Here is a 24640-nt window from a genome sequence, read left to right on the forward strand (position 1 = left end):
TAACGCTAGAGCCTCTTGCGAAACCTGCGAGCCAGTTATCACCAGGATCGGGGCCGCAAATACCTCAATTGCCGCCCATCATGAGCTGGTAAACACCCTCGCAGTCGAACGCCGCCAGCTCATCGGCCAGATCTGGAAGTACCTGCTCGAAGAGAATAGCCCGACCTTTAGGAAGTACCAGGCGGAGAAGGAGGCCCTGGACAAGGCCGTGCAGGGACTGGCGGCTGGAAACAAAGCGAAGGAGCATCAACTGATCGCAGCTAAGACGCAGCTGCGCGAGTCTGAAAAACGGGTCACTAGCGTTCAACCGACGGTGAGCGCGATCAACACTTTATTGATGTCGCTTGGCTTCTCCGGCTTCAAGTTGAGCACGACGGGCGCGCGTGACCATCTATATGAAATCGTTCGGGACAGCGGCGACAATGCGGCGGCGACGCCTAGTGAGGGCGAGAAAGTTTCGTCTACTTTCTCTATTTTTATCATCTACTCCGCGGCAGCGCGTCGGAGTAGGATATCAGCTCCGGCCGTATCGTCGTGTTCGACGATCCGGTATCCAGTCTAGACAGCGATGTGCTGTTCATTGTTAGCACCCTGATCAAGCGCGTGCTCAAGGAGGCTTGCGAGGGCACTGGCCAGATCAAGCAGGTCTTCCTGCTGAATTACAATATCTACTTTCACAAGGAGGTTTCGTTGGATCCGAGCCGGGGAGCGGAATGCAGAGCTCACGAGACGTTCTGGATTGTCCGCAAGGTCGAAGGCATCTCAAAGATCGTCGGCTACAAATTCAACCCCCATTAGAACGTCGTATGAACTACTCTGGGCGGAAGTGCGGAACCCGAACCGCTCGAATATGGCCATCCAGAACACGCTTAGGCGCATCATCGAGTACTATTTCAGGATCCTCGGCAATGCCGACACAGATGATATCATTGCGAAATTTGAAGGCAAAGACCAGCTGGTCTGCGCCTCACTCTTCTCTTGGGTAAACGACGGATCGCACAGCGCCCACGACGATCTCTACGTCGCGGCCGATCATAGCGTTGTGGCCCGATATAACGACGTATTCCGCCGGATCTTCGAGAAGACGGGTCACTGTGGGCACTATAAGATGATGATGGCGGCCGAGGCGCTCGTCGACCCCGATCGGAGTGTGATTGCCGTCGACGCACTGAAGGAGACCGTGTAGTCCAAGCGAAGCTATCGCTCAGATCGTACTCAGCTCCCGGCCAATGACGCCGCTCCATCTCAACCTCCCGAATGACGTAGAGACCTGAGTGCCATGGTGCTTTCCATGGCTGGGAAGGCGGCCCGCGCCGATGCTCTGGAGAGCGAGGTCGCCGATCTCAAGGCCCGCAATGCCGATGCGCGCATCGAGCCGCTGACGCAGATCCTGAAGGCCTTCGACCGCGCCCGATTCGACCAACGATCGGAAAAGCTCGGCTCTGCGGACGACGACGACGATCAGCAGGCCTTCGTCTTCGGGGGAATTGATGCGGGCACCGCTGCGATCAAGTCCCAGGTCAGCAAGGGCCATGAGCAAGCCGACGGCGAGCGTGCACCTCGTCGGCGCAAGGGCTTTGCGCCCCATCTGTATCGGATCGAAACTGTCATTGAGCCGGATGAGCTGGCTGAGCATGCCGGCAAGCAGAAGGTTGCAAGGCCTTTCAACTCAGCGTGGAGGTCGAGCTGAAGTTCGTCCGGAACGCCAACGCGCAAGCCATGCCGGTCATTATCTCTCCCAACGCCCCCAATGCCATTCGGGTGACGTTGAGCGAGGAGGACATGTCGAAGCGCTACCCTTGGGATTACCACACGCTCAAGGTGTTGTGGAAGACGCCCGACTTCAAAGAGAACGAGCGATTTCACTAGCTGCGTAAGCCCCTTGAGGACGATCCGCGGTTTTGTCGCCTCCGTCTCCTCGATCCACGAAACAAGAAGAGCTCAAAGCAACGCTTCCACAGCCGGGCGATCTTTGACGAGCTCGCAAAGCGCTACACGTGAGTGGCTACGGGCTTCCTGAGTTGTACAATGATCTCGGATCGCATTCGCCCGTCTAGGCCCATCTCACCGCCCGACGGCGGAGGGAGATATCTCCGATTGGCGGGCAGAGGTCTCTTGAACGAGTTTTCGGGGCGCAGCCCTACCTCGGCTGCCAGTAGCTCCACTAGTTTCGAGTTGCGAATGTAGAATCCGCGCCCGGTGTTCTCGCCAATGACATACCCTGCTCTTCCGCCCGGATAGCGGGATAGAAGAAAGCCCGCCGAAGCGGGCTTTGAAGTTCATTGAACGGCTACCCCGATCGCGGCGACCAGCACGAGATCGTCGCCGAGATGCAGCCCATCGATTTGGACCACCAGAAAGTCGAGCGCGGACAGGTCGGCAGCCATGAAGTCGGCCAGCCGCGCCGCCGACAGCGCTACGAACCTCCGCGAGGCCGCCGACTTCGAAACTCCCGATCCGAGCGGTGCCGGCACGTCGGCAGCCGGACAGCGCGGCCGAACCGGCGCGTCGACACATTGATCAGCATCAGGTTCATCGCCCAGCGACCGAGCCAATCCTCCTCCGCCGTTTCCCAGCTCGGGATCGTGACCTCGCGGCCGTCCACCCCGCCCGCGGACGCTCGACCTCGATCTTGCCGCCATGGAAGCCGATCCGTCCCCGCGTTCGGCCCCAACGGTGCGCCCGCCGCGCCGCGTCGCGACCGTGGCGCGGCCCGCAGACCGCCGTGACGTCCGCCTCCATCATCATGCCGAGCGCCTCGATCCCTGCCGCAAGGCAGAACCGATCGAAGCTCGCCCGCACTTCTGCAAACGCTTCGTCCACAGCCCCGGTCGCAGGCCAACCAGCTGGTGTGATATCTCTCGTCATGGCCTTGCTCTCCTTTGTGGAATCAGCACCCCGAGCCTACCGGCTGAAGGTGGGCAACGCCGACCTCTTCAGAAATTCAACAGAACCCGGGACATCCCCCTTCTGACCGACTGAACGATTTCGCCGTCAGCGGCTTCGATCCGCTTACGGAGCGATATCCATTTTTCGTGGACACCAGGATTGAGCCGCGCCATCCTTTGCGATCTGGCAGCTCTCAGGATTACCAAGATTCTGTGGGGTAGGCTTCGCAATCCATGCTAGCTAAGTAGAAAAAGCCGGCTCATCTCATTAGCGGAACTCCCAAAGCTGCTCCTTGCCTCACCCCGATCATCGCATCGACCGGAAAAAGAATGCCAGGGGAGAGGTCCCTTGGCATAGCGCGAAGCGCCCGCACGTCTTCTGCCATCGAAAGTTTGAGGCCACTAGGCCCACCCGCCTTGGCGGACGGGCCGCGAGATGGTGCTGCGGCCGGCATTAGGCCAGTTGGACGGACGCTCCACTGGTTGAGAACTCCCGCGGAGAACGGCTTGGCCAGCGTTTGAGCGCCGCAACAATAGTGCTCGGAGCACGGTGTTCTAGGGTAAAAACTTGTTCGTCGTCTTCTCAGGCCTGTCCATTCTCTCAGGAACACGCCCCTACAAACCGAGAGCCGCTCGAAATTCCATAAGTTAGCGAATCGAGAAGCGAGCGTCCTGTATTGACGAGGAGCCCCGACGTGCCCTACCACTTCGCGCATTTCTCCCGGACAGCACGATCACCTTGCGCAAAATCGGATGGTCCGCCAACGGCGCAGGCGCGCAACCGCATGTGAGGTTTCATTGCATTATCACGCCACACCAACGACTTGGCAGCGGCCGCAGTCAGCCCAAGCAGACTGCCGAGACCTGAGGTGCGATTTTGCCAAAGGGATGCTCATCATCTTGGTGATTATCGGACATCTGATACAGTACGTGATCTACGGAGATAGCGACTATTGGTATTCGCCGTACTTCAAGGCGATCTACATGTTTCATATGCCTCTCTTCATGGCGATAAGCGGATACTTGTCTTCGGGAGCTCTCCTGCGAAAATCGCTCGCTCGCAGCGTCAGGGAGCGTGTAATGCAATTATTGTTGCCGACGCTTTTTTGGTGCACGTTTATGGAGACTGCCAAGTTTGCCGCCTTTGAGTTGGCCGGGGCCTCTCGTTTAACCAACGTGGCTGGTGGACTGTCGGACTCTGTGAACGATCTCATTGGCTCATATTGGTTCGTATGGGCAACGTTTTCTTCATTTGTTGCCATGAGGCTTCTTCTGGCGGTCTGCGGTCGCGTATCGATGTGGATCATATGCATTTCGGCAATTTTTGTTGCACTCGTTCCGGTGACATTTTCGATAGCCCCGTTGGTAAGATATACATATCCGTTCTTCTGCCTGGGCTTCTTGTTTGCTCAGTCAAGCGAATGGCGAACGTACATAATGTCGAGCAGCAAATCTCTCTTGATGTTCTCACTCCTTGCAATTACGTGTGCGTGCTATCTTAGCTGGGGCAAAGAGACTTATGTCTACAACAATCTTGTTCTAGTTCATGATACAGCGTCGGCTAAGCAAGTGTTGCTTATGTTCCTGGGCTCTGCAGCTGCCTCTGCAATCGTGATGCAGTTAGTGCTGCAGTCCTGGAGTTTTGGGGGGACAAATCGATTGGCTCGCCTCGTTGCGGTGGAGCTTGGCCAGAGCACTCTGCTACTTTATCTGATCCAGGGTACCGTTTTTCGTCTCATGGATTTGGTCCCTTTAGGAGAGCCTTGGGATTTCTTGACCAGAGTCGCCGTGGCCGCCACGCTTGGATTGGGGATTGTTGTCATCGGCACGACGATTCGGCGGGTTGTGCGCGATCTTGGATGGGTATCTCGGATTGTTCTCGGAGCGCCACCCCGCTCGCTCTGCTCAACGCTCAATAACTAGTTCTCTGAGTTTTTCAAACCTCACGTCCGCGCTGGAACAAACGCTATGATCGCCGATTGAGTATTCCACTCCTCCTGCGACCTGGATCACAGGGCCAAACCGATGTTACAGTGGATCGCATCGACAAGGCGTGCGCGCCATCGGGCAGGTATCCATCGTCGTCCGTGCAGGTGGGCTAAGCGACTGAGCCAGAATCGCATTTGTCTTTGTAGCCTGTTTTGGGATTGCAAGGTTTTGATGCTTCGGGCATTGGAAGCTTGCGATTTCATTTTCAGGATTCCGTCGAATCGCCAGTCATGATTTCGTGGTCGCATCGGAGGTGGCGATGCGACCGAAGAAGCACAGGACGAGGGGATCGGGCGATCTGTTCCGGGCCAGGCTGGACCAGATCATCAACATGAAGCACGAGCTGGTTTAGCTCGCCGGCAAGGTCGTTTGGGACTGGATCGACGGCGAGATCGCGCCGCTCTATAGCGAGAACGGCGGCCGGGCATCGCAACCCGCTTCGTGATCGGACTGCTCCTGCTCAAGCACATTTACGGCCTGTCCGATGAGGGGTGTGCGAGCGTTGGGTCCACTACCCGTATTTCCAGTGCTTCACCGGCGAAGAGTTCTTCCAACACGCGTTCCCGCAGGAGCGCTCGGCTCTGCGACAAGCTGGAGCTGTTGCTGGCCGAGAGCCTGAGGGTAGCGCACGAAGCCGGCGCGTTGTGCAGCCAGGACCTCAAGCGGGTCACGGTCGATACCACCGTGCACCACCGACGAAGGCTGCACTGCTTCGCTCCGTGCTGCTTGCAGCGCCTTGTAGCGCTCCTCAATTGCAGGCCAAAGCTCCTCCACGAACCCAACGATCCGCCCGAGCATGGGCATCATCTCCTCTGGCGGCCTCCAGCCCGTGTCTTTTGAACTCGGGTTCTTTATGTACTCGAGCCGCCACACCTTGAAGAACTGCTCAGGCGTCCGGATGATATTGCGCCGCCGTTGCTTGATTTCGTCAAAACCCCAATGCCGGGATTCGTCTGCTTGCGGGGCCCCACTCCTTCCAATCATCGAACTTGTCGAGAAAAATCTGCCGCTTGAGGTATTTGAGGGTGCCCATCCGCTCTTCGAGTTGGCTTTCGTATAGCATGGCAACCAGGGTGTCGTGGGCATAGATGTAGGTCTCCCATCCGCTGTTGGAAATGTAATTGGAGACGTCGTCGAGTCCGCGATATTCGCCGTTGAGATCCTTCTCGTAGATCATGAGGTGCCAGTTGCACCGCTGACAGACGAGCCCCCGGATATTGAACGCGGTCAACTTATCGCCGGTGCCGAATATCGGATCGTGATCATGCTCGATGATGAGATTTCGCTCGCGTGGACAGTGAACGCATTTCAATTTCTGCTCCTCGGCAAGCTTCACGACCAGACGCTTGACGTCGGGGCCAAGCCGGTCCCTCGCTTTGAACCGCTTTTTCAGCAGTCCGCGCGGAAGCTTCTTCCAAAGAACCAAGCTCACGGCTTCTGTCCGAGGTGAACAAGATGCAGGAGGACATAAGCACTCCTCTCGGTAGAAGTGAGATAGAAGGTGGATGATTCTAACGTGGGCGCCGTCGGGCGCCGCATCGGGCATCGCCGAGTCATCCTTGCTCGCCGAATGGGCAGCGCCGCTGCCCCGGGGGGTAGCAAACGCAAGGGTCGCGAAGTTGCGATGCGATTTTTGTGGGGCACCTTTAAGGGGAGCCAAAACCCGGGATGCAGCGCCTTTCGTGCGCGAGCGGCAGAGCCAAAAACTACTTATTCAATATTTTCCATTACTTATCTCATTATTTCCGAGGACGAGTTTGCGGCTCAGGAAATGCTAATTTCGTCGGCAACCAGCCCGGTTACTTATCCGAAAAGGAATAAGCCAATGAAAAACGCAGAACTGAAATCGCTCGAGCAACGCGCTCCTCAGATGTCGCTCGATGAACTCGACAAGCTCGCAAGAAATTACGTTCGCCGCTTGTCACCGTCAGCAGCGAGCAACGCAAACGCCGAGGTCAACGCGGCGCAGGCGTGCTCGGTGCGACGGACGCATCTATTCGTAACCCGTATACTCGGCAGCGACCGTCACTTTAGTGTCGGGCGTTTCAGCAACTCACCCTCGCGCGAGGGAGCGTTACCTTTGAGGCCAAGACCCGAAGCTGCTACAGTATTGCAGCGTGTCTTCCTTTCATGCCGATGACCTGTCTGATCGCAGGGATGTTTGTTGCCGGCTTCCCCAAGAGGAAGGTTTGTTGCTCGACCGCATGCACGACCGCTCGCGCAGCCAATGCGCGAGAAGGGGCGCCAATGCCATATTCAACGTGGAGTGCGCAATGAACTGGATCATACTCAGGGCTGCTACAAAGACGTCATCCGGCTGAAAGTCCGGCGTCCGTGTTGCGACCTGATTGATCGCGCTTTTGACCGCTTCGTTCGTGGCATTGGGCTCCAGCTCACCAGCCATCACACCTGCGAGCTGAGTGAGATCGGGGGAATAGTGCTGTTTGGGCATCGCGTCATACAGCGCCCGCAAGGCTTCAGGCCTCCCCTGCAAGCTCGTGGCGATCCCGAAACCTGCCAATCTTTCCGGCGAGGCAGGTTCGATTTCACCGCAGTTCGATCGAGCGGTGAAACATCTCTAAAGCTCTGGCCGAGCCTCTGAATGTAGAAGAGACCTTCAACCCAGCTCTTTACGCAGGCCAGGAAGCTGTGAACGTCCGAGCGCTTGATCAATGCCTCGACCCGCGCCGCCCGAAGGTTGGTTTGCATCGAGGAAAAGCGTTGCCGCCAAGACGGCTTCGCATCGAGGCAGCAATGGACGACCCGGCATCCCCGGCAAGCTCGGCTTCCGCGAGCAAATACCAAGCAATAATGATATGCCCGAGCGGCATGTCACTCATATCCGACACCCTTCGCCAAGACGCAACTGCTTCAGTAAGGCCCTGCCTGGAACTCGGCTATCCCGTCTGCAACGAGACCAAGCGTCATCATCGCCATACCGCCGGCTGCAAGTTTCGATTCCGCGGCCTGGGCCGCATTTGAACTAGCGCTCCGCGTCCTCCCAATCGCCCGTCCCGGCTGCGCTTATCCCGGCCTCCCTGAACATAAACGCGTGTTCAACGAAATCATTTCGGGCTGCTTTGTCAGCGGTGTCCCGCAAGAGAGCCAGGGCGGGCAGCATGATCTTCCCAACGGTAATCGGCCTTGGCACGCGCCTCGACAGGGCAGGATCGGCGCCAAGTTGTTGCTCGGCCTCATCCAGTGCTTTCAGAGCTCCCTCCGGATTGACCGCATACTCGTCAAGCATGACGCATGGGGCAATGTAGCAGCGCAACGCAATTGACGAAGACCCCAGCGAAGCGCCTGCGCCGCCATTGCAAGATATAGCTGCGGGCGCCTTTCGAAGTCGATGCTCTGCCGGGATTTCCGCTAACCACGCGTGATTGACAAATGACCGAGAAATCGCTTGGCAACTCGGCCACGTTCACTAAAAGCGCAGAGCGCTGTTCGGCAGAAAGACTGTCGAGGCGGTCAAACAAAGCTTTGAGTTCAAGGACGCTGTCAATTCCAAAAGCCGGCAATAGAAACAATATCCCGCAGACTGTGGGCGCTTTTATGCCCGATCGGTTGATCAACTGATCCAAAATTCAAACCTTTCCCGGAGAGCGCATCGAACCGCGGAATAAGCCCGACCCACTCGGGCGGGAGGGCCGACAGTGACGTATCACTGAGGGCTTTCCGATCGCAGACATCTCGAGTTCGGGATGCGTGGACGCCGCCTGCGCAACCTCCTTTGCAACGCCTGCCACGACTCTGCAACCTCTTCGCGGTTCCGGGCAGGGGCGCGAAGAACCAGTTGCGCGATGCGGAGCAACACGGACACGCGAGCGTCTTCTGCAAAGATCGGTCGATCTGTCCTGCGGAGTCGAATCGCGGTGATCCAGTCGGCAAGATCTTTCCTGATGGATTTCTTCGTGGTTGAAATGTCGATTGCGAGTTTTAAAAGCGCCGGTTGCGACCTCCCGCGCAAGCCGTGAAGGAACGCCGCGTTTGCCTTGAGAATGTCGAACACCGAACCTGCGGTACGCCTCCGCGATACCAGGCCGCCCGCGAACTTTCGGCGACCCGTCCGCGTGCGGTTCTTCTGGACGACCTGAATCTCATCGGCGGGCCGCAAGCACTACCGATTACATCTGCGAGCCTTCAGTCGCCCATCTTTCGAGTTCCACCGGTCGAGCAATAATGCGATCGCAGCATTGCAATCGGGATGATTGCATATGCGAAAAGCGACGGCTTACCGCCAAACATAGCAAAGCTGAAAACTTCAAGACGAAGCAAGCCACACCGGCGTGCCGGTTGTCAGCCTCAAGCGATCAAGACCTAGGCTGCAATCTGCACAGGGAGTGCGGAATAGCCGTGCACGAAGTTTGAAGCAATTCGCTCAGGTTCGCCGACAACCTTGACCTCCAGACGCGCATTCAAAATCTCTTCCCAGAGGACCTTCAACTGCAGTTGCGCAAGATGTCGGCCAACGCACCGATGAATGCCGAATCCAAACGAGAGATGCTGCCGTACGTTCTTACGGTCGATGAGGAAGCTGTCGGCGTTATCGATCACCTCTTCGTCCCGGTTGCCAGAGATGTACCACATGACGACCTTGTCGCCTTTCCTGATTTTTTTTCCACCCACCACGCAATCTGCCGCGGCGTTGCGGCGCATGTGTACGATTGGCGTCTGATATCGAATAATCTCGGACACGGCGCTCGACATCAGCCCCGGATTCTCGTGTAGTTTTCGCAGCTCACAGGGGTTCTGATTCATGAACAGAACACCGCCGGTAATCGAGTTGCGGGTCGTGTCATTGCCTCCCACGATCAGCAGAATCAGATTCCCGAGAAACTCGTCCGGCTTCATATGACGCGTGGCGGGCGAGTGCGCCATCAAGGAAATCAGGTCGAGGCGCGGCTCGCGATTAATGCGCTCGTTCCAAAGTCGGGTGAAATACTCCTGGCACTCCGACAAGATTGCGCTGCGCTTATCCCAGCTGTCGATCGCATGCCCTGCTCTCGGAGGTGTGACAGCTACGTCCGACCAATAGGTCAAGAGCCGCCGGTCGTCAAAAGGAAAGTCAAAGAGTGTGGCGAGCATCTGTGTCGTCAACTCGATGGAAACCATGTCCACCCAATTGAAGGCATCATTGCGCGGCAAGCCCTGCAAGATTGCCCTGGCCCGAGAGCGGATCAGGCTTTCGAGCCTCGTCAGGTTTTCCGGTGCAACGATCGGACTTACGGTATTGCGCTGATCAGCATGTTTGGGAGGCCCCATCTTGATGAAACTCGGAGTCCAGTGCTCGTCGGGCACGTCGACGATCGTGACACCTTGCTCCGACGTGAATGTCTTGTGGTTTGTATCTACTGCTACAATATCGTGGTATTTCGTGACGGCCCAATATGGTCCGTAGCGGCTATCTTGGCAGTAGTGAACCGGATCTTCCCTTCGCAAGCGCTCGAAGCACCCCCATATGCTATCATCTTGAAAGCGCTTGGTTTCGCTTACATCCAGATTGGCCAGCGGAATACTCGAGGCATCATCGACCCTAACGTTTGCCAATGGCCGTTTCAGATCGTCTCCGCAGATTTTGTTCGCTCGAGAGCTTACGGGTGCACAGCTCGCGTCCATGGTTCCGGGTACCCTTACGGTTACAGGTCGTCGCTTCACAGAGTATCCTAATGGGCGGGCAGTCACCCCTACCGTTTCCGGCAGTAAGGACTGCCATTGACTTTCCAACGAGTCTGCGCATTCTGCTGATGCGGGCATCGATGCGCCTGAAAGCAATCACTATTGATCGTGCCCCTTAGCGTGGTGCAACTGGCGACGGGCGCCGCGCTCACCGGCAAGCGCCAGGCAAGTCAGCTGGTGATCGCCGGAAGGCTGACTATTAGCTCATCGCTCAACAGCGTGAGCTTGCCCACGGATTTAATCCAGGTTGAAGTTCGCTCTGGCCACGACAAAGACCAGAGGATGAAGCGCAGCCGCTTTTCGGAAGAGATGGGGTATTCGGTTCCGATTACCTGATCTACTTGCCGCGCGGCACGTTTTGACTAAAGATGACGGGCCAATTCCATTCGAGGAGGAAAATCATGATCTACGTCGGCCTCGATGTTTCGGGTAGATTTCGTTGCGATATGTGCGGTGGACGAGACCGGAAAGCTTAAAAAACGACGTTGGCGGACGCGCTATCGATTGTGCAGCACCTCGAACCATGGGCTAATCAAGTTGAGCGGGTGGGCCTTGAGAGAGGACCGACCTCAGAATGGCTGACCGCGAATTTAATGAAATGGGGCTGCCGCCCGTCAGTCGAGAAGCCCGCCAGGTTAAGGCGGCACTTTCAGCCATGCAGCTAAAGACCGATCGGAACGACGCCCTTGGGAGATCGCGCAGGTAGTGAGAATGGGAGGGTTCAAGCCTGTTCACGTAAGCATTGGCAGAAGGGCGCGGACGTTGGCGGCTGCTCGCAAGCATATCGTTCGATCCATCGCTGCCGCGGAGGAGTCATCCGAGTACTTCTGCGTCCGCTGGGTCTCAAAGCTGGAATCGTCTCGCGGATTCGGTTCGCCACGCGAGTTCGTGAGTTAGTCGGAGATGACGCCATGCTGGAGTCGGATCATGAATCTGCTCCTCGCCGGACGCGAAGCGCTGATGCGGGAGTGTGCGCGACTACATCGTCTAATTCCGAAGGCCGTGCGCAGCGACTCGGCATGTCGGCTTTTGATGACGATGCCGGGGATCGGCCCGGTCTCTGCGTTGACCTTCGCTCCACCGTGGACGATTTCAGGCAATTCCTGCATTCCGAATCCGTGGGCGCTTATCTCGGGTTGACGCCCCGGCGATACCAATCTGGCGAGATTGATCGCGTAGGATGGATCACACAAGTCGGAGATGGAGCGCACCGCCCTGTTTGAAGCTGCCAACGTCGTTCTCAGGCCATTAACCCGATGGACTTCGATGAAGGCTTAGGCGGTGCGTGTTGCACACTGGCACCGAAGGAAGCAAGGGTGCGAAGGTCGCGCTGGCCAGAAAGATGGCTGTCGTCCCTCATCGAATGTGGGTCGATGCAACCGAATTCCGATGGAGGGCGGCGGCGTAAGAACGCCATCGCCATCCTAAAAGACGCCCGTCGCGGGCCGTGTAGATGGTCGAGTTCGCGTCCGCCTCCAGGCGCGGCTGACTACGCCGAAGAGCTTGAACCGACCATTCGCAGTCGAGCTTCTGGTCCTCGAGGACTGGGGACTTGCCCGACGGCTGAGCAGCAACGCGACCTGTGGAGGATCGGCCATGGCCGCGGCTCGACCGTGGTGACAAGCCAGCTCCCCAACGAGCATCTATCCTCGATCGCCTCGTGCACAGGCACCCTCGCGACAAGGTATTGCCCTCAACCCGCGCAATGCTCTTAGTTACCCGAAACCTGCTTAAAGGAAGCTTTTCGCTGGGGCAAACGCCTTGCAGCTCGGAAGGCGCTTTGGCGGGGTGCCAAACTTTGGGCTCTGCTCGAGTAGGATGACGCCGATGAAATGCAAACCGTCGCTCGCAGCACAAGTGGAGGCCGCTAAAACTCTAACCCCTGAGGAGCCAGCCCCTCCCTTCGAGCCGCGTAATTGCTTCAAATCATTTGTGACAGAGAACGGTTGCGCCGCTCCTGCGGCGCCAGCAACCGGTCGGCTCTCTGCTGAGATGTTTCGTTGTCGTGCAACACCTCGAGGCTGCAGACGCTAGCGATCGCCACGGCGCGGCGCGAGATTCGCTGATGGTTCATGGATTTTGCTTTTAGCTCTGCCGGTAGCGGACTGGCTGCCGGGCTCAGAAACCGTAATCGTGAACGGCCAATGTGCTTTTGGGTGCCCCTTGGACATGGGCGCACCGTCCCCGCTGAACGGGGCTGTTAGAACGCTGATGGCCCTGATGCTATCTTGGGTTCCTGAGACCCAAGCCAAGGTTGCATACAACCTGGGCGTTTGCAACAGCCATTTTCTACTCATGGGCGCGACGAAATCGCGCGCGCTCGTAAAACGGTTGCAAGGCTCGACGCTGACGGAAGACACGTTGGTCGATGAGGAATGGTTCGTGATCCCCTGGGTTTTCGTGCCCACGGCTGCGCTCGGTCTTACAAACCCGAATTGCTCAAAGTCCCGAAAGCGCGGACAACGAATCCGCAAACCAGTCCGAGCGCTGGTGGGCAATTGTGCCGAGAAACAGAGCAACCGGACGTGCCGGACCGAAAATGCTGTTCCCACAGTGATGGTGAGCATCGAGTCGAGGCCAATGGACGCAAAGCTGACAACCGTGTGGCACCAGCGTTGCGATTTCAGATTTACAACCTGTCCGCGAGCTTTTTTGCGGCTTACCCGCGACAAATTGGCCGCTTGATGTTTGCTGTGCGAAGGTACGCCGGCCGCGGGATGCAGGCTGTCTTAGCCCAGTATGTCGCACTGCTATAGATGCTGAGGACCTTGCCCTTCTGGCGCTTGCTTAGCCAGCTGAGCGCGTTCGCGGTCCATCGGAACCGGTTCGTCCTATTTATACGCCAGAGCTACCCAGGAGCCGTCCAGCGCACCTGACTTCTATCTTGTTGGAGCAGTTTAATATTTTATTGTGCTGGGCCGATCATGGGTTCGGGGCGTAGGCGTGCGCGGCAAAGATGAGAAGACACAGATTGAGGCATTTGGAGCGCCAGATTGCAGGCAAACGCCGCATGCCGCGAAGCGCCTTCGCAAGAACCGCGGCGTGCCGCCGCCCGCGACATTCGATATCGATACGCTACCGGGTAGCTCTAATTTAACGGCATTAGAGGCAGCTGCGGTCATCCGGCGCACACCCGGAGCTCTTGAGCAGTGGCGGCGCAAACCGAACCACCCGCTGAAATGGCGCTACGTCGATGGACGCCCGCTCTATCGCGTCGATGCGGTACGCGACTATTTGATCGGATGCGATAAAGCCCCTAAGCGCTTCCAGCCGCATAATGCTCCCGGAGACGGCCGAGAAGCTCGGCTTTGATGGGGTCTAGTGGATTCGTCCTTTGCAGGCGCGCGACCTTACCGACCCGTTTCGCGCCGACCAATTCCGCGATATAGTCGTGGGCCGCTTCGAACGCCATCTTGCGTATGATCCACTGTTCGTCGTGATTGTAGACCTGATCGATTCCGCGGGGTTTCTGCCCGACACACAGCCGTTGGATTTCATTGTCGTATCCGCAGCGGGACATGATGGTTCGCAAGCTGCGCCTTAAGTCATGCATGGTGAAGTTAGCGACACCCGCTTCCTTGACCAGGCGGTTGACCATCTTGGTGAAGCCCGACATCTGGCCGCCAGTCTTCGGTGAGGGGAAGACATAATCCGACGTCGCGCGCTGGAAATGCTTTGAGGCCGCGAGCACCTCGTCGACAAGGTGAGTGCGCGGCACGTCGTGGTGTAGGCCCATCTTCGTCCATGCCTCCTCGAAGGTGATGCGGTCCTCCATGATGTGCTTTCGCCACTCGATCATGGTTGGCTCGCTGCGGCGCGGGCCACCAAGCAGGCACAAGCGTGCCAATAGCCCAAAAGCCCCGAGCTTGCCGGATGCGTGCCAGAACTTGATGATCTCCTCATCGATCAGCGCGCGCCCCTTCGTTCGGCGCCCGACCCTCTGCGCACGGGTTTCCTTGGGCGCGCGATAGCCAGCAAGCACATTGTGCTCGACGTAACCTTCACCGACGCACCATTCAAGGAAGGTGTGGGTGTGCTTGCGGAGGTCCTTAGCTGCACCGCGCTTGCCGGACTTAGCAATCTTGTCCACCGCCGACATGATTTGCCGTCGTGTCAGCTCGGCGACGGCCAGACCGAAATGATCCTTAAGACCGCGTCGCAGCGCGGACATTGCCGGTTTCCAGTTGACGACTTGCCGTTCCATCAGAGACGCCTCGTAAGGCCCCCCATCAATGATCAGGGCGACCAACGTGGTACATTGCTTCTCGGCCAACTGTTGCCGCTTCGCCTCTCGTTTGGCCTCGTTCGGATCGACCCCAATGACCACCTCAGCGGCGACGACGGTGGCGGCCTTACGCGCTGCCTTCTCGTTGAATTTAGGCCATGCGCCCAACGTCTTGCGCTGGGTGCCTCTCGCCCCAGGACTGGTAAACAGGAAGACCCAGGTCCGCCCACCAGTCGCGCGCATCCTGATGGCAAGTCCTGGCTGTTCTGTGTCGTGCAGATAGTGCTGCGACTTGCCCGGCGGCAGCACGGCCGCACGAACCACCGAGTCGCTGAGCCTCAGGTAGCTCGTCGTCTCTTCAGCTTTGAGATCTTTTTCGCCCTTTTGCATCGTTTATGCCCTTGCGGCTTGTAGGAATGGGTCGAGATGTGTCCCAAGAAAAGAAGCACAAACCGTTCCCTCCACGTCCCAGCTCCTTGTGCCCCACGGGAAAACTCACAAGGGGCACAGCGTGGGCATACAAAATATAGCAAGTCCAGCTATGGTCTACTGTGGATAAATATGGTCTCAAATCCCTGCGCTGCAACCATTTTTGCAACTGCACTATGGCTGGATTAGGTCGACCATGGTCTACTGATTGTGGTTCACACGGGAGAGGTCCAAGGTTCGATCCCTTGTGCGCCCACCATCCATCCTCCTGAACCCCTGCCAATTGCGGACCCCATCGTCGGCGCCCTGCGCCGTACGGGGACCATCTCCATCAAAAAAGTCGAAAACAACCCCATGCACAGTAGCCGACATCAGTCGAATCAATGGGTTGCGCCTTTTCCGAATCGGAGCTTGCTCCGTCGGGCAAAACAGGGGCATGATGTCATCATCCCGGAGAGAGGCTCGCGCCACCAAACCACGGGCCGCACCACCCACATGATCGGCTGAAGGGCGCCTAGCTCAGCGGGAGAGCGTTGGCTTCACACGCGAGAGGTCCAAGATTCGATCCCAAACGTGCTCGCCATTCAATCTCGATCAAGGTTCTCTGATAGCTCCCTTGCGGGGCCGCGCAAACGTCGGCTTGCCGTTGCAAGCAGAATTCAGGCAGCGGGCCGAAATGGTTCGCGAAGGGCCAATCGGCAACACCTGACTTTTCAGGCTCTCCACTAATTCACGCCAGAGACCGAGTTTCATTCAAAGCTCGGAGACCATATCCAGCACGGTCTGGCGCAGCCATGCATGGGCTGGATCGCGATCGTAGGAGGCGTGCCAAAGCAGTGAAACAGCTACGTCTCGCAGATCGACCGGCGGCGGGCTCAGGCTCAGCTGAAGTTCGCCGGCAAACAGCCGAGCCAGCCGGGCGTGCATAGTCACCACAACGGGTGCGCGCGCCACCAGAGAGGGGACGGTGAGAAAACGAGGCGTGGTCAGAACCACCGTCCGGCGCAGCCCGAGCTTCTCAAGTGCATCGTCTACCACGCCCCGCACGCTCCGACCCGGCCGCAGGCTCGTCAAAATATGAGGCAGCCGAACGTAATCTTCGAGCGAGATTTGAGCGCTGGTGATGCCGGTCCTTTCCGCGTTGAACATGCACAAATAGCTCTCGTTGAAGAGCAGGCGCCGCTTATGGTGGATCTGACCCTGAGCGAACACGTCGTAGCCTATGGCTAGGTCCAACTCGTCGGCGTCGAGATCATCCAAGAGCTTCGACGAGTCGATGTTGTAGAGCCGGAGATGTACGCCGGGCGCAACCTCGCGCAAGCGAGCGAGGAGAGCGGGAAGGATCAAGATTTCCATGCTGTCTGGAAGACCAAGCCTGAAGGTACGCTCCGCTGTGGCCGGATCGAAGTCTTTCTCGCGTGACACGATGGTTTGAACTTGAGACAGCGTAGTCCGTACAGGCTCTACCAGCATCACTGCTCTAGGCGTGAGACGCAGGCCGTCAGGCCCTCGCGTCAGAAGCTCGTCCTCGAACAGCTCACGGAGCCGCGCGAGATTGTGGCTCATTGCAGACTGCCCAATGCCTACTCGGCTCGCCGCCCGCGTAACACTACGTTCGCTCAGCAAGGCATCGAGGTGCACAAGAAGGTTCAGGTCGACACGGCTTAGATTAACGGCGTCGATACCCATCATCGATCCAATCTGTTTGATCGATGATCATAGGCGGACCATCTTGCGGGGCAAGGGAATGGAAGGCGTCGGCCCGCCACCCAACCAAAGGAGATCAAGATGTCAGTCCGCAGTAGCCTCTTAGCCGTTACGTTCGCCCTTGCGACGCTTGGAACCGCTCACGCCGACAGCCTCCGGCCAATTCAGGCCCAAAGCATCGACCTCGGCCAGGTATCCGGCGTCGCGTACTATACCGTCGAGCGCGACGGGTTCCATGTCGTGACGACGCTCGCGCAGGGCAGTTCCGGAACGCCAATCCGCCTAGTGTCTGTCCTCGCGCCAGGCCAGAGCGTGGTCTTGTCGACGCCGGACCAATCCGGTGCGCTGAAAATCACCCGGGAAGGCAGCGGATTACATATCCGCAAGACATCACCCGTGACGAACTAATCTTTTGATCGCGACGTTAAGCGATGTGAAGGGACAGAGGAGATGACTCCGGTCGTCTCCGCCCCTCTCGGCCAACATCTGGAGATAAGCGATGAATGTCGCAATCATCGGTACTGGAAAAATGGGATCGGGTTTTGCCCGCCTGCTCGCGAGTCAAGGCGTCGAAGTCATTATCGGTGGGCGCGACGCTATCAAAGCCGCGCAACTCGCGCAGGAAGTTGGCGGTGGGACGCGGGGCACGGATATCGCATCGGCCGCGAAAAGTGCTGAACTCATCATTTTGGCTGTCTATTACCAGAAGTTGGACGAAGCGATCCGCGCGGCGGGCAACCTCACGGGCAAGGTCCTTATCGATATCTCGAACCCGATCACGGAGGACTTCAAGGACTTGCTAATTGGGCACCGGACCTCGGCGGCGGAGGAAATCCAAAAGCTCGCGCCCGATGCAAAAGTTGTAAAGGCGTACAACACGATCTTTGCGCAACTGCTTCCGGCTGAATCACGCGAAGGGCGCGAGCCCGTACAAGTGTTTGTTGCCGCCGACGACTATGAGGCCAAGAGAGCTGTTTCCGATCTCGTCACAAAAGGAGGCTTCGAGGCCGTCGACGCAGGCCCGCTTTCTAATGCGCGTTTTCTTGAGCCAATAGGTGAGATGAACATTCATTTTGGCTTCTTCTTGGGTTGGGGCACTTCCGCCGCTCCTTCTTGGAAGAAAGCTTAGTCCGCTTCGGGTCGGAAGCGGTCGTTAGCCGGCGTCGCCGCGAAAGTCCACCAACGGCTAGAAACGAAAATCGCGACCTGTTGCGACCGCGGGACGCGTTACCCCTCTCTTGAAGCGCGCGGTGCGATGATCGACAATAAAGGTGTCAAACCTGACGACGGGAGATCCAGATGGCTCCATCGCAGATTGATTTCTGGTTTACCATGGGCAGCACGCATTCATATTTGAGCGTGTCGAGACTCTCCGATGTGGAGCGATCCACCGGGATTTCCTTCCATTGGCGCCCCTTCCACCTGCTCATCATCTTGCAGGAAATGAAGCACGTGCCGTTCGCCGATAAGCCAGCCAAATTGACTTACATGTGGCGTGACATCGAGCGGCGCGCTGCGATGTACGGCTTTCCAGCAAACCTTCCTGCGCCCTACCCCGCCAAGCAATCAATCGTCGCAAATCTCATCGCAACCGTGGGCATGCGCGAAGGCTGGGGGCCGGAATTTGTTCGCGCGGCCTATCGCCGCTGGTTCACGCTGAAACAGGAAACCGGCGCCGAGCCCAATGTATCGGGAAGTCTACGGGACATCGGGCAAGACCCGGAGCGTGTGCTTACATTGGCTGAGGCAGAGACCACGAAGGCTGCACTTGAAGCGGAGACGAGCGCGGCGCGAGATCTGGGCATCTTCGGATCACCGACGTTCGTCGTGGATCGTGAACTGTTCTGGGGCGACGACCGGCTGAACGATGCCATTAGCTGGTGTCGTTCTGGCCGCGTCCAATATGGCTGACAGGTTATTGTTGCGGCATTCCTGCCTTGCGCAACCCTTCACTGTAATTGTTGCGATCATCCTCACGTTTGAATGGGCGAATCACTTCCGCAATCGTCTTCTCGGAGTGCTCGCTTGCCAGGAGATCACCCAACGCCGCTTTTGCGGGCTCGATCATGTCGAGCTGCGCGTAGCTCGCCGCCAGTACGCGGCACGCAGTGTGAAACCAGCGTTGTCCAAGGCTCTGCCGCGCCGTCTCAGCGGCTTCGGCGTAACGCCCGAGCAGATACAAGGTCGAAGCCCGTTGGGCGAGCCAGGCGAAGATTTGCGGATCATTGGGACTGAGCCGTTGCGCCCGATCGATTGCCGCGAGGGCTTCCTGGGGGTGACCGAGAAAATTGCTTGCCACCGCCAGGGCAAAATAGCCGAGAGCAAAATTATCATTCAGCTCGATGGCTCGCCGAGCGAATTTGACCGCAGTGTCGCAATCGTCGTTATGCGCGAGATTGAGCGCTAATATGTAGCAGGCGGAAGCGCTGTTAGGGTCGAGTGCAAGAGCACTTTTTGCGGCCGAAGCAATTTGAGCATTGACATCGCCCCCTGAGCCGAGCCGGTAGGCACGCGTGCTGAATAACGTCCGCGCAATCCCCACGTAGGCGTCGGCCAGCGTGCTATCCAGCTCGATTGCGCGATTGAAACAGGCAATGGCCTTGTGTGCATCCTCCTTGCTGAACTGGTGGAAGTACCACATCCCACGGAAATAGTGGTCTCTCGCGACCATTTGTTCCGGCGTCTTACGCCGGGCGCGTTCGATTTCGGCTTTTGAGACCGCTGGTTCTATCGCAGTGGCAACATCTTGCGCCACTTCATCCTGAATCACAAACCCATCGGTCAGATCACGGTCATACCTGTCTGCCCATATGCTGGTGCCCGTGGCGGCTTCTACAAGCTGCGCCGTCACGCGAACCCGGCTGCCGGCCCTGCGAACGCTTCCCTCAAGGAGGTAACGTACGCCCAATTGCCGACCAACGTCTCTGACGTCGACCTGGCGGCCCTTGTAGGAAAAGCTCGAATTGCGAGCAATCACAAAGAACCAGCGCCACTTCGACAACGCCGTGATGATGTCTTCGGTGATGCCGTCCGTGAAGTAGTCCTGCTCCAGCTCGCCGCTCATGTTTCGGAACGGAAGCGCGGCAATCGAGGGCTTGTCAGGGAGCGCGAGAAGTTGGCTCGGCGCGGCAGGAACAGCCTTTGAAACCTCCGAAGCCGAGACCAGACCTAGTTGCATTCGCCAGACGCGCATCGGCTCGGCGATATTCTTCAGTGCCTGTAAACCCAGATCGTCAAAGCAAATATCAAGCTTGCCGCGGAGTTGGCGTTGGGCGTCATCGGAAATGCATACGCCTCCCGGTTCTGCAATCCCCTCCAGACGCGCGGCTATGTTGACGGCATCGCCAAAGATGTCGTTCTCGTCGATGATAATATCGCCGACATGAATCCCGACCCGAAACTCTATCCTTTGATCCTGTGGTACGGCGGCATTCCGCTCAGCCATGCTGCGCTGGACTTCAACGGCGCAGCGACCTGCGTCCACGGCACTGGCGAACTCGACCAGCATGCCGTCACCGGTCGTCTTTACAATGCGGCCACGATGCTCGGCGATAGCGGGATCGATGAGTGCTTTCCGGAACGACTTGAGCTGCGCCAGCGTGCCTTCCTCTTCGCGGCCCATCAAGCGGCTATAGCCGGCGACATCCGCCGCTAACACAGCCGCCAGGCGCCGCTCCACGCGCTCGCTGCTCACAAGTTCCTCCCGGCTCGGGAGATTGAACAGACAGTATAGCAATTTGGCAGCGCATTGTCCGGCTGCCAATGTCAGCATGGGTCACGTGCAGACCTTGGCGCGCACGCCGCCTCACGCCTTAAGCCGCCCGAGCCGGCCGCCAGGCCGCGTTGAGACCGACAAGGGTTCCGATGGCGACCAACCCGGCCGCATCGTCGGCGAGGCGTGCGAACGTCAGGGGCTGAGCGGCGTGAGGGCGTTGCGCAGTGGCGCGCTGGAAATTTGCATCAAACCCGCAAATGGCTGACCCAGTTCGAGAACCAGGTAAATCGCCTACGCCGCGGAGGCAACAGTGTGTCCCTTGGCGATCAATGTGCGTCGGTCGTGAATCAGGTTCTCCAGCCGGTGGGCTGCCACGTTCAATGTGGCATCATCCACGGCGCTCTCGTCCCCAGCGGCGGATTTGGCGCGCTCCGCCTTCAGGATGCCGTCGATTTCGTCTTCGATATCGGAAAGTTCAGCCTCTGTACCGACTTTCCGAATCCGGCGCGCCAGGGCATAGAGAGAATCGAGCGGCCCTTCGGCCGGGCGGCTGCCGACGCCCAGGAATTTCCACGCCGCCGCAAGCATGGTGGCAGCGCCACCCAGCACCATCGGCGTCAAATAGATCCAGTTGCCGTATTCATCCATGAAGCTTTGCGTGGTGCTGTTGTAGACGGCTGCCGCGCCGGGGTGCAGCGGAAGGTAGGCATCCTGGTCGGTGCTGGGCGCGGTGATCTGCGCGAAAATCGGCTGCTCGCGCAGAAGATTCCTGCGCGCGCTCATGATCGCCTCCGTGAGGCCGGTTACCAGATCAGTGCCGAGCTTCTTTTGCGCAACCAGATAGAGCGAGGTCCTCAGGGTCGTCACGTCATCTTCCGGGACCGGCGGCGATCCCCGCAGCGTGCCCTTCGGGACGTCGAAGCTTTCAAAGGCGCGCTGAACCTCTGCGATTGCCCCCGCGGAATCGATCGGGATCAGTACCGGGACCTTTTTATGGTCGAGCTGAAAGAATCCGCGAACGAGCGAGAGGTATTTCTCGGCGAGCGGGATCACCACAAGCAGGGCATTGACCTGCTTTGACTGAATGGCTTGCCGGACATCCGTCAAAGCAAGGTTCTTGAATACAACTTTTGCACGCGCCAGATCGTATTCCTTGGTCAACGCATCGACAATTTTGGCGTTCGTTACGCCGCCGACCACGCCGACCGTGCGTCCCTTCAGGTTGTCCATGCTGTCGATGGCCGATCCCGGCGGCGCGATGATCAGGACGGCCATATGGCTGACGACGACGACGGCTTGCGCCTTCGACAAGTCGCCGACATCGCCGCGAACCACAGCGAGATCGACCTTGCCCGCGGAGAAAGCGGCAGCGGCCTCAAGCGCGGTGCCGCTGTCGATGACCTTGAGCCGGACCGGCGCGTTCGCTGATACGAACTCGCCTGCCATCGCTGACATTGCCTTCGCTGCCTCGCCGTCGAGCGAGCCGACCGCCACGGTCAGCGTGACCGGGCGGCTGTAGTACCGATAGGCAAGGAGACCTGCGCCTGCCGCAAAGATGACGACGCCGACAAGCAGGAAAAAGCGAAGCCACAGCGGCAATTTTATCGACATCATGCTCGCCACTCCAGACGCGTCGGTCGATGCAGACGTTGATCTATGTCAAGCGTACCCGCCGCTGAAGGTCTAGCGGACACGGCTGGCAAATCGGGCTGTTCGCTCGCCCTATGTGGCCTCTCATTCCCTCTCCTCGATCAGGGGTGATCATGATGCAATCCTCTTGGCCTAACGAGCCCAGTCGTCGCCTCGTTCTAAGCGCGCTTGCGGCGCTCCCGGCGTTCTCCATTTCGGTCGTTGCCAATGCGCAGGCCCAAACAACAACCGCGCAAGCACCCGCTTCCACCGGGGGCGGCTTTTCATTCGCGGCGGTCGGCGATACCCGACCGATGATGTACCTCCCATTGAAGGAGGGACAACCGGACCTCAGCAAGTTCTTCGTCGAGATGTTCGGGTTGGTCATGCCGGAAAAGGTCGCCGAGGCCGTCGTCGCGAAGGATGTGAAGATGATCTTCGATCCGGTCACAAAGGACCTGATCAAGGTCGTCATGCCGTTCGCATCCAAGACGGAAGTGATGACCCTTACGGTAGACAAGGGTTGGGTCACCGAGGCATCCGTTGAAGACGTGAAACTGCTTCCCGGAGTGCATCGAACCATGTTCCGGCTTCATGGCGGCGAATGGGTGACGCGCGAGATCGTCGAGGACGTCCAGTCCGGTCGCGCCAAATTCGTGGTCAACAGCGGTGACGCCGTGTGGTGGGGCAATCAGGGCTTGACCGTGAGTGACAGCCCATACTGGAAGCGCGTGAACGAAACAATGCTGAAGAAACTACCCGCGCCGGATGACGAGATGCGCGCAGCCGGTCTGGATGGGCGCTTTTTCATGAGTGTGGGTAATCATGAGGTGTGGGCCGACCCGAAGATTGAGGGCGTACTTTCGGCGGTGCCGTATCTGAAAAAATTCGGCGTCACGCCGGAAAACCTCATCTACAAATTCGACTTCAAGGGCGCCCGCTTCATCTATCTCTGGAGTGGCAAGTACGACTACCGGTCGCCGTCGCAGTGGGACGCCGATCGGCCAAAATATGCCGAGCAGATGACCCAGCTTCAAAAATGGATGGACGAGGCGAAGGCCAATGGCATTCGGAAGGCGTTCATCGTCTTCCACTATCCCGTGTTTGCGCGGTCGGGCTTGGGCCCGATCCCGGCTCCCGATAACCCGCACAAGGTGATTGCGTCGTATGCGAAGGACATGGAGGTGGTCGTGTTGAACGGGCACGTCCACACCACGGAAATCTACGACGTAGATGGGGTTAAGTATCTGATGTTGGGCGGTGGCGGCGCCGAGCAAGACCCAATCCTGCCGGGGCGAACCAGCATCAAGGTGCCCGCCGACTATCCGCAGGACCTTTACTGGAAGGGCCAGCCTCCGCAAGAGGAGTACAACTACGTGCTGGTGGACGTTGACCCCGGCCAGAAGACGAAATTCACCCTCAATCGCTTCCGGCCATGGTCAGCAGAGCCATTCGGAACCGAAGAACTCTTCACGTGACAGCGAGCGGGCAATAGGCCGGGGGTAAGGTTCTGACGATAGTACTCCTGATTATTCACGGCTTGGTCGCCGTTGCACTGCTTGGCGCGATCACGCACCAGACTTTGGCGACGTGGGCGACTGCGGGAACGCGCCCCAGTTCGTTTTTCGGCCGCTTTCGCTCCGTGCCATCGGCCCGGTTCGCCGACGCCGTCGTCGTCCTGTATGCCATCTCCATCCTGCTCGGTGGGATCATCTATCTGTATTTTCGCGTTGAGATCAGGCCGGAGTTGGAGCGCGCCGGTCATTGGCCAGCCCTGGGCTTCTTCGACCTCAAGGAGCATTTCGCCGCTATCGGCTTTGCGTTGCTACCAGCCTATTGGGTTTGCTGGCGACAGCCGCGTGCCGACGAGCCTACTCAGACGCGCACGATGCTCACCTCGATCCTCGCCTTTGTCATCTGGTGGGGCTTCCTGACCGGCCACGTCGTAAACAACATCAGGGGTTTCGGCGCATGACGTCATCGGCTGCGTTCCGCCGCTTTGCATTCGCGTTCGGGACAGCATTTGGCTTCCTCTACGTGGTCGCACTCGCAAAGGACCTTGCTCTTTTCACCGTTTTCCCGTCGCTCGGCATCGTGCTGGCGGGCACGCATCATTCGCGAGACGTTGCTGCCCCCGCGATGGGATTTCTGGCTCCAGCGATGTACTGGTACGGGTGGGCCGCGACGGCCGCGCTCGGGGCACTGATCGTCGCCCTCGTTGCCGTGCCGTACGCCGAACGCTTGACGCGATACGTTTGGCCGGGATGGGTGTGGGTCATTCCCATCCTCTCGATGATCGCTTGCGTCTATCTCACCCTACCCTGGTTCAGGCTCTGACCTGGGTGCGACTTCCGCGGAAAGCCGGTTCGCAATCTTCCG

At 58.4% G+C, this 24640-nt stretch carries 22 protein-coding genes and 4 pseudogenes; 16 read left to right on the plus strand and 10 right to left on the minus strand.

What is annotated here, in order from left to right; all coding sequences use genetic code 11:
- Positions 1-85: 85 nt before the first annotated feature.
- From NLM15_RS37795 to NLM15_RS37810, 4 genes and pseudogenes are all read left to right on the plus strand, one after another.
- Positions 86-562: an AAA family ATPase gene (locus tag NLM15_RS37795; protein WP_375166956.1), complete on the plus strand. Its 477-nt coding sequence runs from the start codon at positions 86-88 to the stop codon at positions 560-562.
- A gap of 8 nt (positions 563-570) precedes the next feature.
- Positions 571-1186: pseudogene (locus NLM15_RS37800) on the plus strand (AAA family ATPase).
- A gap of 43 nt (positions 1187-1229) precedes the next feature.
- Positions 1230-1654 (plus strand): annotated as a pseudogene (locus NLM15_RS37805) (IS66 family transposase); the annotation flags it as partial.
- Positions 1655-1674: 20 nt separating this feature from the next.
- Positions 1675-1869, plus strand: a complete 195-nt coding sequence (locus NLM15_RS37810; RefSeq protein ID WP_254123063.1) for a hypothetical protein — start codon at positions 1675-1677, stop codon at positions 1867-1869.
- Between the two features lie 422 nt (positions 1870-2291).
- Here NLM15_RS37810 and NLM15_RS37815 read toward each other — a convergent pair.
- Positions 2292-2868 (minus strand): annotated as a pseudogene (locus tag NLM15_RS37815) (IS256 family transposase); the annotation flags it as partial.
- Positions 2869-3686: 818 nt separating this feature from the next.
- Here NLM15_RS37815 and nolL point away from each other — a divergent pair.
- The gene (gene nolL, locus NLM15_RS37820; RefSeq protein WP_256565546.1) at positions 3687-4811 is read left to right on the plus strand and encodes a nodulation factor fucose acetyltransferase NolL; all 1125 of its coding nucleotides are present in this window, start codon (positions 3687-3689) and stop codon (positions 4809-4811) included.
- A gap of 325 nt (positions 4812-5136) precedes the next feature.
- A pseudogene (locus NLM15_RS37825) lies at positions 5137-5564 on the plus strand (transposase); the annotation flags it as partial.
- A gap of 241 nt (positions 5565-5805) precedes the next feature.
- Here NLM15_RS37825 and NLM15_RS37830 read toward each other — a convergent pair.
- Positions 5806-6309 carry an endonuclease domain-containing protein gene (locus NLM15_RS37830; protein ID WP_254123064.1) on the minus strand — a complete coding sequence of 168 codons (504 nt, stop codon included), beginning with the start codon at positions 6307-6309 and terminating at the stop codon, positions 5806-5808.
- A 192-nt stretch (positions 6310-6501) separates the two neighbouring features.
- On the opposite strand from NLM15_RS37830, the gene NLM15_RS37835 reads away from it, so the two are divergent.
- Positions 6502-7017 (plus strand): hypothetical protein, encoded by a 516-nt coding sequence (locus NLM15_RS37835; protein ID WP_254123065.1) that lies wholly within the window; start codon positions 6502-6504, stop codon positions 7015-7017.
- Here the strand turns inward: NLM15_RS37835 and NLM15_RS37840 are convergent.
- The 4 genes from NLM15_RS37840 to NLM15_RS37855 all read right to left on the minus strand — a co-directional run bounded on the left by NLM15_RS37840 (position 7006) and on the right by NLM15_RS37855 (position 10427).
- Positions 7006-7350 (minus strand): hypothetical protein, encoded by a 345-nt coding sequence (locus tag NLM15_RS37840; protein ID WP_254123066.1) that lies wholly within the window; start codon positions 7348-7350, stop codon positions 7006-7008. The genes NLM15_RS37835 and NLM15_RS37840 overlap by 12 nt on opposite strands.
- A 510-nt stretch (positions 7351-7860) precedes the next feature.
- Positions 7861-8124 (minus strand): hypothetical protein, encoded by a 264-nt coding sequence (locus tag NLM15_RS37845; protein WP_254123067.1) that lies wholly within the window; start codon positions 8122-8124, stop codon positions 7861-7863.
- Positions 8117-8461, minus strand: coding sequence for a hypothetical protein (locus NLM15_RS37850; RefSeq protein WP_254123068.1), 345 nt, complete (start codon positions 8459-8461; stop codon positions 8117-8119). The genes NLM15_RS37845 and NLM15_RS37850 overlap by 8 nt, the downstream gene beginning before the upstream one ends.
- Before the next feature lie 736 nt (positions 8462-9197).
- Positions 9198-10427 (minus strand): cytochrome P450, encoded by a 1230-nt coding sequence (locus NLM15_RS37855; protein ID WP_254123069.1) that lies wholly within the window; start codon positions 10425-10427, stop codon positions 9198-9200.
- 231 nt (positions 10428-10658) lie between these two features.
- Between NLM15_RS37855 and NLM15_RS37860 the strand changes: the two genes are divergently transcribed.
- From NLM15_RS37860 to NLM15_RS37870, 3 genes are all read left to right on the plus strand, one after another.
- Positions 10659-10892: a hypothetical protein gene (locus NLM15_RS37860; protein ID WP_254123070.1), complete on the plus strand. Its 234-nt coding sequence runs from the start codon at positions 10659-10661 to the stop codon at positions 10890-10892.
- Between the two features lie 591 nt (positions 10893-11483).
- Positions 11484-11696: a hypothetical protein gene (locus NLM15_RS37865; protein ID WP_254124767.1), complete on the plus strand. Its 213-nt coding sequence runs from the start codon at positions 11484-11486 to the stop codon at positions 11694-11696.
- Positions 11675-11779 carry a transposase gene (locus NLM15_RS37870; RefSeq protein ID WP_254124622.1) on the plus strand — a complete coding sequence of 35 codons (105 nt, stop codon included), beginning with the start codon at positions 11675-11677 and terminating at the stop codon, positions 11777-11779. The genes NLM15_RS37865 and NLM15_RS37870 overlap by 22 nt, the downstream gene beginning before the upstream one ends.
- A 2033-nt stretch (positions 11780-13812) precedes the next feature.
- Here the strand turns inward: NLM15_RS37870 and NLM15_RS37875 are convergent.
- Both NLM15_RS37875 and NLM15_RS37880 read right to left on the minus strand, forming a co-directional pair.
- Positions 13813-15171 (minus strand): integrase arm-type DNA-binding domain-containing protein, encoded by a 1359-nt coding sequence (locus tag NLM15_RS37875; protein ID WP_254123071.1) that lies wholly within the window; start codon positions 15169-15171, stop codon positions 13813-13815.
- A gap of 792 nt (positions 15172-15963) precedes the next feature.
- Complete coding sequence (locus NLM15_RS37880; RefSeq protein WP_254124624.1) at positions 15964-16899, minus strand: LysR family transcriptional regulator; 936 nt, start codon at positions 16897-16899, stop codon at positions 15964-15966.
- A gap of 99 nt (positions 16900-16998) precedes the next feature.
- Between NLM15_RS37880 and NLM15_RS37885 the strand changes: the two genes are divergently transcribed.
- From NLM15_RS37885 to NLM15_RS37895, 3 genes are all read left to right on the plus strand, one after another.
- Positions 16999-17325: a hypothetical protein gene (locus NLM15_RS37885; RefSeq protein ID WP_254123072.1), complete on the plus strand. Its 327-nt coding sequence runs from the start codon at positions 16999-17001 to the stop codon at positions 17323-17325.
- Positions 17326-17416: 91 nt separating this feature from the next.
- Positions 17417-18046, plus strand: a complete 630-nt coding sequence (locus NLM15_RS37890; RefSeq protein ID WP_254123073.1) for an NADPH-dependent F420 reductase — start codon at positions 17417-17419, stop codon at positions 18044-18046.
- A 170-nt stretch (positions 18047-18216) separates the two neighbouring features.
- Positions 18217-18828 (plus strand): 2-hydroxychromene-2-carboxylate isomerase, encoded by a 612-nt coding sequence (locus NLM15_RS37895; protein ID WP_254123074.1) that lies wholly within the window; start codon positions 18217-18219, stop codon positions 18826-18828.
- Positions 18829-18832: 4 nt separating this feature from the next.
- On the opposite strand, the gene NLM15_RS37900 is transcribed toward NLM15_RS37895, so the two are convergent.
- A complete protein-coding gene (locus tag NLM15_RS37900; protein WP_254123075.1) occupies positions 18833-20611 on the minus strand; it encodes an adenylate/guanylate cyclase domain-containing protein in 1779 nt (592 codons plus the stop codon).
- Between the two features lie 312 nt (positions 20612-20923).
- The gene (locus NLM15_RS37905; protein ID WP_254124626.1) at positions 20924-22246 is read right to left on the minus strand and encodes a TAXI family TRAP transporter solute-binding subunit; all 1323 of its coding nucleotides are present in this window, start codon (positions 22244-22246) and stop codon (positions 20924-20926) included.
- 149 nt (positions 22247-22395) lie between these two features.
- Between NLM15_RS37905 and NLM15_RS37910 the strand changes: the two genes are divergently transcribed.
- From NLM15_RS37910 to NLM15_RS37920, 3 genes are all read left to right on the plus strand, one after another.
- Positions 22396-23739: a metallophosphoesterase gene (locus tag NLM15_RS37910; RefSeq protein ID WP_254123076.1), complete on the plus strand. Its 1344-nt coding sequence runs from the start codon at positions 22396-22398 to the stop codon at positions 23737-23739.
- Between the two features lie 62 nt (positions 23740-23801).
- A complete protein-coding gene (locus NLM15_RS37915) occupies positions 23802-24236 on the plus strand; it encodes a hypothetical protein (RefSeq protein ID WP_254123077.1) in 435 nt (144 codons plus the stop codon).
- A complete protein-coding gene (locus NLM15_RS37920) occupies positions 24233-24598 on the plus strand; it encodes a hypothetical protein (RefSeq protein ID WP_254123078.1) in 366 nt (121 codons plus the stop codon). The genes NLM15_RS37915 and NLM15_RS37920 overlap by 4 nt, the downstream gene beginning before the upstream one ends.
- The last annotated feature ends 42 nt before the right edge of the window (positions 24599-24640 follow it).

This window comes from Bradyrhizobium sp. CCGB20 (genome assembly GCF_024199855.1).
GTDB lineage: Bacteria > Pseudomonadota > Alphaproteobacteria > Rhizobiales > Xanthobacteraceae > Bradyrhizobium.